This is a genomic window from Citrobacter sp. KTE30 (assembly GCF_000398825.1).
GTDB classification, from domain to species: Bacteria; Pseudomonadota; Gammaproteobacteria; order Enterobacterales; family Enterobacteriaceae; genus Citrobacter; species Citrobacter freundii.
In genome coordinates this window covers 2,569,996-2,585,146 of sequence record NZ_KB976055.1, presented here as the reverse complement: position 1 = coordinate 2,585,146, position 15,151 = coordinate 2,569,996, and the positions used below count along the sequence as shown (strand labels likewise).

13 protein-coding genes are annotated in these 15,151 nt (G+C 52.1%); 9 read left to right on the top strand and 4 right to left on the bottom strand.

The window, feature by feature from the left end:
• The first annotated feature begins 5 nt into the window (after window positions 1-5).
• The gene (gene mepM, locus WC1_RS10775) at window positions 6-1,325 is read left to right on the top strand and encodes a murein DD-endopeptidase MepM (protein WP_016150463.1); all 1,320 of its coding nucleotides are present in this window, start codon (window positions 6-8) and stop codon (window positions 1,323-1,325) included.
• Window positions 1,326-1,444: 119 nt separating this feature from the next.
• Window positions 1,445-2,416 (top strand): lauroyl-Kdo(2)-lipid IV(A) myristoyltransferase, encoded by a 972-nt coding sequence (lpxM, locus tag WC1_RS10780; RefSeq protein WP_016150462.1) that lies wholly within the window; start codon window positions 1,445-1,447, stop codon window positions 2,414-2,416.
• 43 nt (window positions 2,417-2,459) lie between these two features.
• On the opposite strand, the gene pyk is transcribed toward lpxM, so the two are convergent.
• Both pyk and WC1_RS10790 read right to left on the bottom strand, forming a co-directional pair.
• Window positions 2,460-3,902, bottom strand: coding sequence for a pyruvate kinase (gene pyk, locus WC1_RS10785; RefSeq protein ID WP_003034890.1), 1,443 nt, complete (start codon window positions 3,900-3,902; stop codon window positions 2,460-2,462).
• 118 nt (window positions 3,903-4,020) lie between these two features.
• Window positions 4,021-4,890, bottom strand: a complete 870-nt coding sequence (locus WC1_RS10790) for a MurR/RpiR family transcriptional regulator (RefSeq protein ID WP_003034893.1) — start codon at window positions 4,888-4,890, stop codon at window positions 4,021-4,023.
• A 367-nt stretch (window positions 4,891-5,257) separates the two neighbouring features.
• Between WC1_RS10790 and zwf the strand changes: the two genes are divergently transcribed.
• The 3 genes from zwf to kdgA all read left to right on the top strand — a co-directional run bounded on the left by zwf (window position 5,258) and on the right by kdgA (window position 9,454).
• Window positions 5,258-6,733, top strand: coding sequence for a glucose-6-phosphate dehydrogenase (zwf, locus tag WC1_RS10795; protein ID WP_003034896.1), 1,476 nt, complete (start codon window positions 5,258-5,260; stop codon window positions 6,731-6,733).
• Between the two features lie 233 nt (window positions 6,734-6,966).
• A complete protein-coding gene (edd, locus tag WC1_RS10800) occupies window positions 6,967-8,778 on the top strand; it encodes a phosphogluconate dehydratase (RefSeq protein ID WP_003841668.1) in 1,812 nt (603 codons plus the stop codon).
• A 34-nt stretch (window positions 8,779-8,812) separates the two neighbouring features.
• Complete coding sequence (gene kdgA / locus WC1_RS10805; RefSeq protein ID WP_003034901.1) at window positions 8,813-9,454, top strand: bifunctional 4-hydroxy-2-oxoglutarate aldolase/2-dehydro-3-deoxy-phosphogluconate aldolase; 642 nt, start codon at window positions 8,813-8,815, stop codon at window positions 9,452-9,454.
• Between the two features lie 66 nt (window positions 9,455-9,520).
• On the opposite strand, the gene purT is transcribed toward kdgA, so the two are convergent.
• A complete protein-coding gene (gene purT / locus WC1_RS10810) occupies window positions 9,521-10,699 on the bottom strand; it encodes a formate-dependent phosphoribosylglycinamide formyltransferase (RefSeq protein ID WP_003034904.1) in 1,179 nt (392 codons plus the stop codon).
• Window positions 10,700-10,830: 131 nt separating this feature from the next.
• Between purT and yebG the strand changes: the two genes are divergently transcribed.
• The 4 genes from yebG (at window position 10,831) to ptrB (ending at window position 14,491) form a co-directional block, all read left to right on the top strand.
• Window positions 10,831-11,121: a DNA damage-inducible protein YebG gene (gene yebG, locus WC1_RS10815; protein ID WP_003034906.1), complete on the top strand. Its 291-nt coding sequence runs from the start codon at window positions 10,831-10,833 to the stop codon at window positions 11,119-11,121.
• A 121-nt stretch (window positions 11,122-11,242) separates the two neighbouring features.
• Window positions 11,243-11,596 carry a protein YebF gene (gene yebF / locus WC1_RS10820; protein ID WP_003034909.1) on the top strand — a complete coding sequence of 118 codons (354 nt, stop codon included), beginning with the start codon at window positions 11,243-11,245 and terminating at the stop codon, window positions 11,594-11,596.
• 94 nt (window positions 11,597-11,690) lie between these two features.
• The gene (locus tag WC1_RS10825) at window positions 11,691-12,350 is read left to right on the top strand and encodes a tellurite resistance TerB family protein (RefSeq protein ID WP_016150461.1); all 660 of its coding nucleotides are present in this window, start codon (window positions 11,691-11,693) and stop codon (window positions 12,348-12,350) included.
• Window positions 12,351-12,436: 86 nt separating this feature from the next.
• The gene (gene ptrB, locus WC1_RS10830) at window positions 12,437-14,491 is read left to right on the top strand and encodes an oligopeptidase B (RefSeq protein ID WP_196809695.1); all 2,055 of its coding nucleotides are present in this window, start codon (window positions 12,437-12,439) and stop codon (window positions 14,489-14,491) included.
• Here the strand turns inward: ptrB and exoX are convergent.
• A complete protein-coding gene (gene exoX, locus WC1_RS10835) occupies window positions 14,482-15,144 on the bottom strand; it encodes an exodeoxyribonuclease X (protein WP_003841659.1) in 663 nt (220 codons plus the stop codon). The two genes, ptrB and exoX, sit on opposite strands and share 10 nt — an antisense overlap.
• Window positions 15,145-15,151: the final 7 nt, after the last annotated feature.

Here is a 15,151-nt window from a genome sequence, read left to right as displayed (position 1 = left end):
AATACGTGCAACAGATAGCCCGCTCTGTCGCTCTGGCATTTAATAATCTGCCGCGACCCCATCGCGTTATGCTGGGGTCGCTTACCGTACTGACATTGGCCGTCGCCGTCTGGCGGCCTTATGTTTACCATCCCGATTCTGCACCCACCGTTAAAACTATCGAGCTGGAAAAAAGCGAGATTCGTTCACTGTTGCCTGAGGCAAGCGAACCTATTGATCAGGCTGCACAAGAAGACGAAGCCATTCCACAGGATGAACTGGATGACAAAACGTCTGGTGAAGCTGGTGTGCATGAGTATGTCGTCTCCACTGGCGATACGCTGAGCAGTATTCTGAATCAGTACGGCATCGATATGGGCGATATCAGTCAACTCGCTGCTTCCGATAAAGAGCTGCGTAATCTGAAAATTGGTCAGCAACTTTCCTGGACCTTAAGCGCGGAAGGTGACCTGCAGCGTCTGACCTGGGAAGTATCCCGCCGTGAAACCCGTACTTACGATCGCACTGCGACGGGTTTCAAAATGAGCAGCGAAATGCAACAGGGCGATTGGGTTAACAGTCGTATCAAAGGCACGGTGGGCGGAAGCTTCGTCGCCAGCGCCAAAGATGCCGGGCTGACCAGCTCTGAAATCAGCGCAGTGATTAAGGCCATGCAGTGGCAGATGGATTTCCGCAAACTGAAAAAAGGTGATGAGTTCTCGGTGCTGATGTCTCGCGAAATGCTGGACGGCAAGCGCGAGCAAAGCCAACTGCTGGGCGTGCGTTTACGTTCTGAAGGCAAAGACTATTATGCCATCCGTGCAGCAGACGGTAAGTTCTATGACCGTAACGGTACCGGGCTGGCGAAAGGCTTCATGCGTTTCCCGACGGCGAAACAGTTCCGTATTTCCTCGAACTTTAACCCGCGTCGCCTGAATCCGGTGACTGGACGCGTAGCGCCGCACAAAGGTGTCGACTTTGCGATGCCGCAGGGGACGCCGGTACTGTCGGTGGGCGATGGTGAAGTGGTTGTAGCGAAGCGTAGCGGCGCTGCCGGATACTATGTTGCGGTTCGTCATGGTCGCACCTACACCACGCGTTATATGCACCTGCGTAAGCTGTTGGTGAAACCAGGTCAAAAAGTGAAACGTGGCGATCGTATCGCGCTGTCAGGTAACACCGGGCGTTCAACGGGGCCGCATCTGCACTATGAAGTATGGGTTAACCAGCAGGCCGTGAACCCTTTGACGGCGAAACTGCCGCGTACAGAGGGTCTGACCGGCTCGGATCGCACCGATTACCTGGCGCAGGTGAAAGAGGTTATGCCTCAGCTACGTTTTGATTAATTAGTACACTGACAAAGCCGGTACGCTATGCGTGCCGGCTTTTTTATTTTGTACGGCGCACGGTGCGCCGCTACACTATCAGCAGATTTACTTTTCGCGGCACCAGACACTGGAAGAGCATGGAAACGAAAAAAAAGAATATTGAGTATATCCCTGAGTTTCACAAATCATTTCGCCATCCGCGCTACTGGGGCGCCTGGCTGGGGGTGGCGGCGATAGCTGGTATTGCGTTAACGCCGGCAGCATTTCGTGATCCTATTCTGGCAAAACTCGGACGGCTCGCCGGAAGACTGGGAAAAAGCTCCCGTCGCAGAGCATTGATCAATTTATCCCTCTGCTTTCCTGAACGTAGCGAAGCTGAGCGTGAAGCCATTGTTGATGATATGTATGCAACTGCGCCTCAGGCGATGGTCATGATGGCTGAATTAGCAATATGTGGCCCGGAGAAAATTCAGAGTCGGGTTGACTGGCAGGGCCTGGAAATCATCGAAGAGATGCGGCGCAACGATGAAAAAGTTATTTTTCTCGTTCCACATGGCTGGGGGGTAGATATCCCGGCGATGCTGATGGCGTCCCAGGGACAGAAAATGGCTGCGATGTTCCACAATCAGGGGAACCCGGTATTCGATTACGTCTGGAACACGGTACGCCGTCGCTTTGGTGGTCGTTTGCATGCGCGTAATGATGGCATTAAACCGTTTATTCAGTCTGTCCGTCAGGGATATTGGGGATACTACCTGCCGGATCAGGACCATGGGCCTGAACACAGCGAGTTTGTTGATTTTTTTGCTACCTATAAAGCAACGTTACCGGCGATTGGACGTCTGATGAAGGTCTGCCACGCGCGCGTGGTACCGCTGTTCCCCGTATACGATGGGAGAACGCACCGCCTGACGATCCATGTTCGTCCACCGATGGATGACATCCTGACGGCGGATGACCACACCATTGCCAGACGGATGAACGAAGAGGTGGAGATTTTTGTCACGCCTCATGTCGAACAATACACCTGGATTCTGAAACTGCTTAAGACGCGTAAACCCGGCGAGATTGAGCCCTATAAGCGCAAAGATCTCTATCCGAAGAAATAAAAAAAAGCCTCTCAAACGAGAGGCTTTTTTACATTTAAGCGACTTATTCTACGGTCAGAATACGCGTGGTGTTGGTTGAGCCAATGGTGCTCATCACATCGCCCTGGGTCACGATCACCAGGTCACCAGAAACCAGGTAGCCTTTATCGCGCAGCAGGTTCACCGCTTCATTGGCGGCAACGACGCCGTCAGTTTCGCTGTCGAAGTGAACCGGGGTGACACCGCGGTACAGGGAGGTCAGATTCAGCGTGCGCTCATGACGAGACATCGCGAAAATCGGCAGGCCGGAACTGATACGAGAAGTCATCAGCGCAGTGCGACCGGACTCCGTCATTGCGATGATAGCGGTGACCCCTTTCAGGTGGTTAGCAGCGTACATCGCTGACATCGCAATCGCTTCTTCAACGTTATCAAACTGCACGTCAAGGCGGTGTTTAGAGACGTTGATGCTCGGTATCTTTTCAGCGCCGAGACAGACGCGCGCCATCGCCGCGACGGTTTCCGCCGGGTACTGACCTGCTGCTGTTTCTGCAGAGAGCATCACGGCATCGGTGCCGTCGAGGACGGCGTTAGCCACATCCATCACTTCCGCACGAGTCGGCATTGGGTTGGTAATCATCGACTCCATCATCTGCGTAGCGGTGATGACCGCACGGTTCAGCTGGCGCGCGCGACGAATCAACGCTTTCTGAATACCTACCAGCTCAGGGTCACCGATTTCAACACCCAGGTCGCCACGGGCTACCATCACTACGTCAGAAGCCAGGATGATGTCATCCATCGCATTCTGGTCGCAGACGGCTTCTGCACGTTCTACTTTGGCGACAATTTTCGCATCGCAACCGGCATCGCGCGCCAGACGGCGGGCATAATTCAGATCTTCGCCGCAGCGCGGGAAGGAGACAGCCAGATAGTCAACGCTGATTTGTGCTGCGGTAATGATGTCGGCTTTGTCTTTTTCGGTCAGGGCTTCAGCAGAGAGACCGCCGCCCAGTTTGTTTATGCCTTTGTTATTGGATAGCGGGCCACCGACGGTGACTTCGGTGAAGACTTTCATGCCCTGAACTTCCAGCACCTTAAGCTGTACGCGACCATCGTCGAGCAGCAGGATATCGCCAGGCACGACGTCAGCAGGCAGCCCTTTATAATCAATACCGACTTTTTCTTTGTCGCCTTCGCCTTTGCCGAGGTTGGCGTCTAACAGGAACTTGTCGCCAACGTTAAGGAATACTTTACCTTCTTTAAAGGTGGATACGCGGATTTTAGGTCCCTGCAGGTCACCCAAAATAGCTACATGACGTCCCAGTTTTGCGGCAATTTCACGGACTTTATCCGCCCGCAGTTTGTGATCTTCTGGAGAGCCGTGGGAAAAGTTCATACGTACGACGTTCGCACCCGCGGCGATAATCTTCTCAAGGTTGTTATCGCGGTCAGTTGCCGGGCCTAACGTGGTAACGATTTTGGTTCTGCGAAGCCTTCTGGACATGTAATACTCCGTTGACTGAAACAACTTGGTGTTGCGTGAACATTGATCCGGCCGTTCTCAAACATTAACGGTAAATGAACAACCCGGATGATAAAAGGGTAGAACATTGTTATTGCTTTTAGCGGTCATCACTCTTGATGAGTAATTCTTTATCAAAACGCGATTCCTTGAGCGCTTCCTTGACACGCTTCAAGTTATCTCTAAATTTTGCCCCTCGGCGCAAAGTAAATCCTGTAGCCAGCACATCTATCACGGTCAGTTGAGCAAGTCGAGAGACCATGGGCATATAAATGTCAGTATCTTCCGGTACATCGAGGGTAATTGCCAGCGTGGCTTCCCGTGCCAGTGGCGTACCGGGAGAGGTGAGGGCGATAACCATGGCATCGTTTTCCCGCGCTAACTGCGCCAGTTCAACCAGACTTTTGGTTCTTCCGGTATGAGAAATAAGCACAATGACGTCGTCGTCGCTACAATTCATACAACTCATGCGTTGCAGAACAATATCGTCGGAATAAATTACCGGCACGTTAAAGCGGAAAAATTTATTCATCGCGTCATGCGCTACCGCGGCGGAAGAACCTAAACCAAAGAAGGCAATTTTCTTCGCCTGGGTTAATAAATCTACCGCCCGGTTTACCGCCGCGTTATCCAGCGACTGGCGAACGTGGTCGAGGCTTGCCATCGCTGACTCGAAGATTTTCCCCGTGTAAGATTCTACGCTGTCATCCTCATCCACATTGCGATTAACATAAGGGGTGCCATTTGCCAGACTTTGCGCCAGATGCAGTTTAAAATCAGGAAAGCCGCGGGTGTCCATGCTGCGACAAAAACGGTTCACCGTTGGCTCGCTGACATTCGCTTCTACAGCAAGTGCGGCGATGCTTGAATGGATTGCCCGCTCGGGAGAGGCAAGAATAATGTCGGCGACTTTACGCTCTGACTTGCTCAAATGTTCCAGTTTTAACTGGATTTTTTCCAGCATATTCATGATGTAGGTAGACTCATGGGTCATGGGCAAAAACGATTTCAGCGATACGGGGAAACCGATACACAATTTAGTGTATAGATATTACCCCTGCTAATGCAGCAACGGGGCAAAATGGACAGAATAGTTGTTGTTTTTTTTCATTACATGATCGGAGTCGGATTTTCATACTTCGTCATGGGTACGGAAAATACGACTTTTTTATCCATTTTGATGGGTTATACGCCAATAAAGCGGCTGTTCGCGGTAACAGCACGGCTGGATAAGCGTTTACGGTTTCCGGATTCACGTAAAAGCAGTACAGTGCACTGTAATAAAATTACAACCAGTGTCTGGCAAAAGCACCAGGCACTTAATTGAGGAGAATGACATGGCGGTAACGCAAACAGCCCAGGCATGTGACCTGGTCATTTTCGGTGCGAAGGGCGACCTGGCGCGACGGAAATTGCTGCCTTCCCTGTATCAACTGGAAAAGGCCGGCCAGATTAACCCGGAAACCCGTATCATTGGGGTTGGGCGTGCCGACTGGGACAAAGCAGCTTATACCAAGGTTGTGCGCGAAGCGCTCGAAACCTTCATGAAAGAAAAAATCGATGAAGGTTTATGGGAGACCCTCAGCGGTCGTCTGGAGTTTTGTAATCTGGACGTCAATGATACCGCCGCATTTAGCCGTCTGGGTGAAATGCTGGATCAGAAATCACGTACCACTATTAACTATTTCGCGATGCCACCAAGCACTTTTGGCGCAATCTGCAAAGGCTTGGGTGAAGCAAAGCTGAATGCTAAGCCTGCCCGCGTGGTGATGGAAAAACCGTTAGGAACGTCACTGGCAACATCGCGCGAAATCAACGATCAGGTCGGCGAGTATTTCGAAGAGTGCCAGGTTTACCGCATCGACCACTATCTCGGCAAAGAGACGGTACTGAACCTGTTGGCACTGCGTTTTGCCAACTCCCTGTTTGTGAACAACTGGGATAACCGCACTATCGATCACGTAGAAATTACCGTGGCGGAAGAAGTGGGCATTGAAGGGCGTTGGGGCTACTTCGACCAGGCCGGTCAGATGCGCGACATGATCCAGAACCACCTGCTGCAAATCCTATGCATGATCGCGATGTCTCCACCGTCCGATCTGAGCGCTGACAGCATCCGTGATGAAAAAGTGAAGGTACTGAAATCACTGCGTCGCATCGATCGTTCGAACGTGCGAGAAAAAACGGTTCGCGGTCAGTACACCGCCGGTTTTGCCCAGGGCAAAAAAGTTCCGGGATACCTGGAAGAAGAAGGTGCCAACAAGAGCAGCAACACGGAAACGTTTGTGGCAATCCGTGTGGATATCGATAACTGGCGCTGGGCGGGTGTTCCATTCTACCTGCGTACCGGTAAACGTTTACCGACCAAGTGCTCTGAAGTCGTGGTTTACTTCAAAACGCCTGAGCTGAACCTGTTCAGAGAATCCTGGCAGGACCTGCCACAGAACAAGCTGACCATCCGTTTGCAGCCTGATGAAGGTGTCGATATCCAGGTACTGAACAAAGTACCGGGTCTGGATCACAAGCATAACCTGCAAATTACCAAACTTGATCTGAGCTACTCCGAAACCTTCAACCAAACACATCTGGCCGACGCTTATGAGCGTCTGCTGCTTGAAACGATGCGCGGCATTCAGGCGCTGTTTGTGCGTCGAGATGAAGTTGAAGAAGCATGGAAGTGGGTCGACTCTATTACCGAAGCCTGGGCAATGGACAACGACGCGCCGAAGCCTTATCAGGCCGGTACTTGGGGACCGGTTGCCTCTGTGGCCATGATTACCCGTGATGGTCGTTCCTGGAACGAATTCGAGTAAAATATCATCTAGCCCATAGGTGTTATTTTACCGGTAACATGATCTAACACAGATTGTAGAATAATTTTTGCACTTTTAAGCCTCGCGTGGATTCACCCGCGGGGCTTTTTTTATTACACTGCCTGAAACGATTTTGCCCCTGAGCTACGGCTAACAAGCGATTCAGCTGTTTTTAACCCAACTGAAACACATTGTTTTTCCAACGCTCTGACAGATAAATTTTAGGAGCCTCTATGAATCCGAATTTGTTACGCGTAACACAACGTATCGTCGAACGTTCTCGCGACACACGTTCCGCCTACCTTGCCCGTATTGAACAAGCGAAATCGACTACCGTTCATCGTTCACAACTGGCGTGCGGTAACCTGGCGCATGGTTTTGCTGCCTGCCAGCCGGATGACAAGGCTTCGCTGAAAAGCATGCTGCGTAACAATATCGCGATCATTACCTCCTATAACGACATGCTTTCCGCGCATCAGCCGTACGAACATTACCCGGACATCATTCGCAAAGCGCTGCATGAAGCCAATGCGGTAGGCCAGGTCGCTGGCGGTGTTCCTGCGATGTGCGACGGTGTGACCCAGGGACAGGATGGGATGGAGCTTTCGCTGCTGAGTCGCGAAGTGATTGCTATGTCGGCTGCTGTGGGCCTCTCACACAATATGTTCGACGGCGCGTTATTCCTTGGCGTGTGCGACAAAATTGTCCCGGGTCTGGTGATGGCGGCACTGTCATTTGGTCATCTGCCTTCGATCTTTATTCCCTCCGGCCCGATGGCGAGTGGTCTGGCGAACAAAGAAAAAGTGCGTATCCGTCAGCTGTATGCTGAAGGTAAAGTCGATCGTATGGCGCTGCTTGAATCCGAAGCTGCGTCTTATCACGCACCGGGTACCTGTACGTTCTATGGCACGGCAAACACCAACCAGATGGTAGTGGAGTTTATGGGGATGCAACTGCCAGGATCCTCATTCGTGCACCCGGATGCGCCGCTGCGCGAAGCGTTGACCGCCGCTGCGGCTCGTCAGGTAACGCGTCTGACCGGCAACGGCAATGAATGGATGCCGATCGGTAAAATGATCGATGAAAAAGTAGTGGTCAACGGTATTGTCGCGCTGCTGGCGACCGGGGGCTCCACTAACCATACAATGCACCTGGTCGCGATGGCGCGCGCGGCCGGTATTCTGATTAACTGGGACGACTTCTCCGATCTGTCCGATATCGTGCCGCTGATGGCGCGTCTGTACCCGAATGGTCCGGCAGACATTAACCACTTCCAGGCGGCGGGTGGCGTGCCGGTGTTAATGCGTGAACTGCTTAACGCGGGTCTGCTGCATGAAGATGTGAACACCGTTGCCGGGTTTGGTTTATCGCGCTACACCATGGAACCCTGGCTCAACGAGGGTGAGCTGGACTGGCGTGAAGGTGCGGCGAAGTCGCTGGACAGCAACGTGATAGCCACCTTTGACCAGCCTTTCTCCCACCACGGCGGCACCAAAGTGCTGAGTGGAAACCTCGGCCGCGCAGTGATGAAAACGTCGGCGGTACCGGTAGAAAATCAGGTGATTGAAGCGCCCGCGGTTGTTTTCGAAAGTCAGCATGATGTATTGCCTGCCTTCGATGCGGGACTGCTCGATCGTGATTGCGTAGTAGTTGTGCGCCATCAGGGACCAAAAGCAAACGGAATGCCAGAATTACATAAACTCATGCCGCCACTTGGTGTATTATTGGACCGTTGTTTCAAAATTGCGTTAGTTACCGATGGACGACTTTCAGGTGCTTCAGGTAAAGTGCCTTCAGCAATCCATGTAACCCCAGAAGCCTATGATGGCGGGCTGCTGGCAAAAGTACGCGATGGCGACATCATTCGTGTGAATGGACAGACAGGTGAATTGACGCTGCTGGTTGATGAAGAGGAACTTGCTTCTCGTCAGCCTCATATTCCTGACCTCAGCGCATCGCGCGTGGGCACAGGCCGTGAAATGTTCAGCGCGTTGCGTGAAAAGCTGTCCGGTGCGGAACAGGGCGCAACCTGTATCACTTTTTAAGACTTATTTTGTAATCAGGCGAGAGAAAACTCTGATGAAAAACTGGAAGACAAGTGCAGAAGCAATCCTGACCACTGGCCCGGTTGTACCGGTTATCGTGGTTAATAAACTGGAACACGCAGTGCCGATGGCAAAAGCGCTGGTTGCAGGCGGCGTGCGCGTTCTGGAAGTGACCCTACGTACCGCATGTGCGATGGATGCCATTCGCGCGATCGCAAAAGAAGTTCCGGACGCTATCGTTGGTGCAGGTACTGTACTGAATCCACAACAGCTGGCTGAAGTTACCGAAGCCGGTGCACAGTTTGCTATCAGTCCGGGTCTGACCGAGCCGTTGCTGAAAGCCGCAACTGAAGGCACTATTCCGTTGATCCCTGGTATCAGCACCGTATCTGAACTGATGCTGGGTATGGACTACGGTTTGAAAGAGTTCAAATTCTTCCCTGCTGAAGCAAATGGCGGTACTAAAGCGCTGCAGGCGATTGCGGGTCCGTTCTCACAGGTCCGTTTCTGCCCAACCGGTGGTATCTCTCCAGCGAATTACCGCGACTACCTGGCACTGAAAAGCGTGCTGTGCATCGGCGGTTCCTGGCTGGTTCCGGCAGATGCGCTGGAAGCAGGTGATTACGATCGCATTACCAAACTGGCTCGTGAGGCTGTTGAAGGCGCGAAGCAATAATTGCGCAAAATGCCCGGTAATCACTACCGGGCATCGAATCTGTAACGGGCCATTCGGCCCGTTTTTTTATCCAGTAACTTTCACCTGTGCGGCCGCGTCTTTCGCGCGTATCACCGCATCTTCAATGCTCTGTGCTGTGGCCAGCACAACGCCCAGACGACGGCTCCCGTCGATTTCCGGTTTGCCAAAGAACCTAACTTGCATACCCGCACCTACAGCGGCCTGCACGTTATCAAACGTGATATTCTGACTGGTAAGTTGCGGCAGAATAACAGCGGAAGCAGAAGGCCCATACTGGCGGATTTCGCCAACGGGCAGACCGAGAAATGCACGTACGTGCAGGGCAAACTCAGACAGATCCTGCGAAATTAAGGTCACCATACCCGTGTCGTGAGGGCGAGGGGAGACTTCGCTGAAAATCACCTCATCACCGCAGACAAACAGCTCCACGCCAAACAGTCCGTGACCACCCAGCGCCAGAACCACCTTGCGGGCAATCTCCTGCGCGCGCGCCAGCGCCAGTTCACTCATCTGTTGCGGCTGCCAGGACTCGCGATAATCGCCATCTTCCTGTCGATGTCCAACCGGCGCGCAGAAATGCACGCCATCAACGGCGCTAACGGTTAGCAGGGTGATTTCAAAATCAAAATTCACTACGCCTTCGACAATAACGCGTCCGGCACCAGCCCGACCGCCCTGTTGAGCATAGTCCCAGGCTGCAGCGAGCTGATCGGCTGAACGGATAAAGCTTTGTCCTTTACCGGATGAACTCATTACCGGTTTCACGATGCAAGGGTAGCCGATTTCAGCGACGGCTTCGCGAAAGCGGACTTCACTGTCAGCAAAGCGGTAAGAAGAGGTCGGTAGAGACAATTCTTCGGCGGCGAGGCGACGGATTCCTTCCCGGTTCATGGTCAGTTGCGTTGCTCTTGCACATGGCACAACACGCTGGCCTTCCTGCTCCAGTTTTACCAGCATATCCGTGGCGATCGCCTCAATTTCCGGCACGATATAATGTGGTTTTTCACGCTCGACGAGCTGGCGTAATGCTTCGCCATCCAGCATGTTGATAACGTATGAGCGATGGGCAACGTGCATGGCTGGCGCGTCGGGGTAACGATCCACGGCAATGACTTCCACACCCAGGCGTTGACATTCAATTGCTACTTCTTTACCCAGTTCTCCCGAACCTAATAACATCACTCGCGTTGCTGCTGGACGCAGCGCTGTGCCTAATAACGTCATAAATTAATCCCCTGTTTTATCTGGGCGCAGTATATACGAAAACGTTTGCGTCTGTCTTTATTACCAGGTTGATTTCAGGGCTTAAAAAGAATATACTGTACATAAATACAGGTAATTTAAGAGGCTGCAAAATGGCGGTTGAAGTTAAATACGTAGTCATTCGGGAAGGTGAGGAAAAAATGTCGTTTACCAGCAAAAAGGAAGCCGATGCGTATGACAAAATGCTGGATACAGCAGATCTGCTCGATACATGGCTGGAGCAATCGCCGGTAGCGCTTGAAGACGAGCAGCGCGAAGCGCTTTCCCTGTGGCTGGCTGAGCAAAAAGATGTGCTGAGCGCCATTCTGAAAAATGGCAAGCTGCCTTCGCCGCAGGCTGTCGAAAACGATGCGCACGCTGGGGATGATACTCAGGCTGCCTGAAACGACTTGCGCTCCTGACGTTTTGTACCATGCTTTTCCCTGAATCATTGTGCAATCCCTGACGTTACTTCACGTTGCTAGAGGCAATCTGAATGACGAAGGGGAGATTAAGGAGAAAAGAATGTATAAAAAAAGAACGTTATTGAGCCTGCTGCTGCTGTCTGCCAGCGTATCTGTATTTGCGGCAAATATGGAAAGCAAAAACGTCCAGTTCCCCAAGTGTGAGGGACTGGACGCTAACGGTATTGCGGCGAGCGTGAAACGTGATTATCAACAAAATCGCATTGCGCGCTGGGCTGACGATCAAAAGCGCGTCGGGCAAGCCGATCCTGTCGCCTGGGTAAACACGCCCGATATTACGGGCAAAGACGGGAAATGGTCAGTTCCCCTGACGGTTCGCGGTAAAAGTGCGGATATTCACTATCAGGTAAAAGTCGACTGCAAAGCCGGAACAGCGGAGTATCAGCCGCAGTAACGGAGGTATTTGCACATCTTTTGATGACCTGAACACTTCCTGACATCCCCTCGGGTACGCTTTGATGATTATTCGTCTGTACTTGAGGGGCAAAATGGCTAACTGGCTAAATCAACTACAATCTCTTCTTGGGCAAAAAGCTTCCTCCGCGTCATCTTCTGGCGAGCAAGGGCTGAGTAAACTTCTGGTTCCAGGCGCGTTAGGCGGTCTGGCAGGATTACTGGTTGCCAACAAATCTTCTCGTAAATTACTGAGTAAATACGGCACCAGCGCGCTTCTGGTGGGCGGCGGCGCGGTTGCCGGGACTGTGTTATGGAACAAGTACAAGGATAAAGTTCGCGTAGCGCATCAGGATGAGCCGCAGTTTGGCGCACAAAGCTCACCGCTGGATGAGCGAACTGAACGTCTGATTCTGGCGCTGGTTTTTGCGGCGAAAAGCGATGGCCATATTGATGCCAAAGAACGTAGCGCCATTGAGCAGCAGCTCCGTGAAGCGGGCGTGGAAGAGCAGGGCCGCATTCTGATTGAACGCGCCATCGAACAACCGTTAGACCCTCAACGACTGGCGCATGGGATCCGTAACGAAGAAGAAGCGCTAGAAATTTACTTCCTGAGCTGTGCGGCGATTGATATCGACCACTTTATGGAACGTAGTTATCTCAATGCGCTGGGCGATGCGTTGAAGATCCCGCAGGATGTTCGTGAAGGCATTGAACAGGATCTCAAGGAACAAAAACAGGCGTTACCGGGTTAATTACTTACCGCTAAGGCGCATGTTTCGCTTGCATCATTGCTGTCTTTTGCCACCCTTATAGGATGTTTAAGCAAAAGAACAATGACATGCTACCAAAAGCTTCTCGTATTCCCCACGCCATGACGCAGCATGGCGATACTCGTGTTGATAATTATTACTGGTTGCGAGATGACACTCGCTCGCAGCCAGAAGTGCTGGATTATCTGCAACAAGAAAATGCGTATGGCCGTCAGGTTATGGCCTCGCAGCAGGCTTTGCAGGATCGCGTCCTGAAAGAGATTATCGACCGTATCCCGCCTCAGGATGCTTCTGCCCCCTATGTGAAGAATGGTTATCGCTACCGGCATATTTATGAACCGGGGTGCGAATATGCCATTTATCAGCGTCAGTCTGCCTTCAGTGAAGAGTGGGATGATTGGGACACTTTGTTGGATGGGAACCAGCGCGCGGCACACAGCGAGTTTTATACGCTGGGAGGACTGGCGATATCACCGGATAACACCATCATGGCACTGGCCGAAGATTATCTCTCTCGCCGGCAATATGGCGTGCGTTTTCGCAACCTGCAAAGCGGCAACTGGTATCCGGAAGTGCTGGAAAACGTCGAAGCGGATTTGGTATGGGCGAATGATTCTCAGACTTTCTATTACGTGCGCAAGCACGAAACGACGTTATTGCCGTATCAGGTCTGGCGACATACAGTCGGCTCGCCATCGTCACTGGATGAGCTGGTGTATGAAGAAGCCGATGACATGTTTTATGTCAGTCTGCATAAAACCACATCATTGCATTATGTGATTATCCACATTGCCAGTGCGACCACCAGTGAAGTTTTGTTGCTTGATGCAGAACTGGCAGATGCCGAACCGTTGGTCTTTTTAGCGCGACGCAAAGACCACGAATACAGTCTCGATCACTATCAGCACAATTTTTATCTGCGCTCCAACCGTCAGGGGAAAAATTTCGGCCTGTACCGTACCCGTTTTCGTGATGAGCAAGCCTGGGAGACGCTGATCCCTCCGCGTGACAACGTGATGCTGGAGGGCTTTACGTTATTCACCGACTGGCTGGTGGTAGAAGAGCGTCAGCGGGGCTTAACCAGCCTGCGGCAGATTAATCGTAAAACGCGCGAAGTGGTCGGGATCGCCTTTGACGATCCGGCATATGTGACCTGGCTTGCCTATAATCCAGAGCCGGAGACATCGCGCCTGCGCTATGGCTATTCCTCCATGACTACCCCGGACACATTGTTTGAACTGGATATGGACACCGGGGAACGTCGTGTGCTTAAGCAGACGGAGGTCCCCGGATTTGATGCGGCGAATTACCGTAGCGAACACGTATGGATAACGGCACGTGATGGCACTGAGATTCCGGTTTCGCTGGTTTATCATCAAAAGTATTTCCTGAAAGGAAAAAATCCGTTACTGGTTTATGGCTATGGGTCATATGGCGCCAGCATGGATGCCGATTTCAGCAGCAGCCGTTTAAGCTTACTGGATCGCGGCTTTGTTTACGCCATTGCCCATGTGCGTGGCGGTGGTGAATTAGGACAACAGTGGTACGAGGACGGTAAGTTTCTGCGCAAGAAAAATACCTTTAATGATTACCTCGACGTCTGTGATGCGCTGCTAAAAATGGGCTATGGCGCGCCTGAGTTATGTTATGGCATGGGAGGAAGCGCCGGGGGCATGTTAATGGGCGTCGCCATTAATGAGCGCCCGGAACGCTTCCATGGTGTTATTGCTCAGGTGCCGTTTGTCGATGTGGTAACCACAATGCTCGATGAATCAATTCCCCTGACGACCGGTGAGTTTGAAGAGTGGGGTAATCCGCAGGACGAAGAGTATTACACCTATATGAAAAGCTACAGTCCGTATGACAATGTAACCGCGCAGGCGTATCCGCATCTGCTGGTCACGACGGGATTACACGATTCCCAGGTGCAATACTGGGAACCAGCAAAATGGGTGGCAAAACTGCGTGAGCTGAAAACGGACGATCGTTTGCTGCTACTTTGCACGGATATGGATTCCGGACACGGCGGTAAATCCGGGCGTTTTAAATCTTACGAAGGTGTGGCTCTTGAGTACGCTTTTTTGATTGGACTGGCGCAGGGAACACTGCCTGCTCAGGCGTGATCCAAATAGTGTTTTAGCGTTAATCGCAGTTCCGGGCTCATATTATCAAGGTTATTAAATAACCAGCGCAGATAGCCCGGATCGCGTTCAGCCACTTCTGATACCGGTTTTCCGCGGTACTTACCAAAAGTGAAAGTAGTGAGTAACGCGGGACGGCCGGTAATATCGACCATTTGATCGGCTGTCCAGCCTGACGTCTGCATGATGTCGATCAGAAGTGCAGCAGTGATGTAGCAGTCGTACAGGGCTCGGTGATGGTGGAGACCCGCTGGCGTCTGTACGCTCAGCTTGCGCGATTTATACAGCGCCATGTTGCTGTATTTGATCCCCGGCCACAAACGACGGGAGAGCTTCATGGTGCAAATCCACTCCCCGGGCATATCGGGTAATACGCGGCGGTCAAAGCTGGCATTGTGCGCCACGTACCACTCGCTGCCGTAATACTGCGGGATGATGTCTTCAATCCACGGCTTATCGGCCACCATTGCTTCAGTAATGCGATGGATAGCCATCGCCTGTGGGCTGATGGGGCGGTCAGGGCGTACCAGGTGGCTCATTGGGTTGACTATTTTTCCGTCAACCACATCGACAGAAGCAATTTCAACAATGCCTCCCTGTAGACCACAGGTTTCTGTATCTATTATGCGCAACATGCCATGC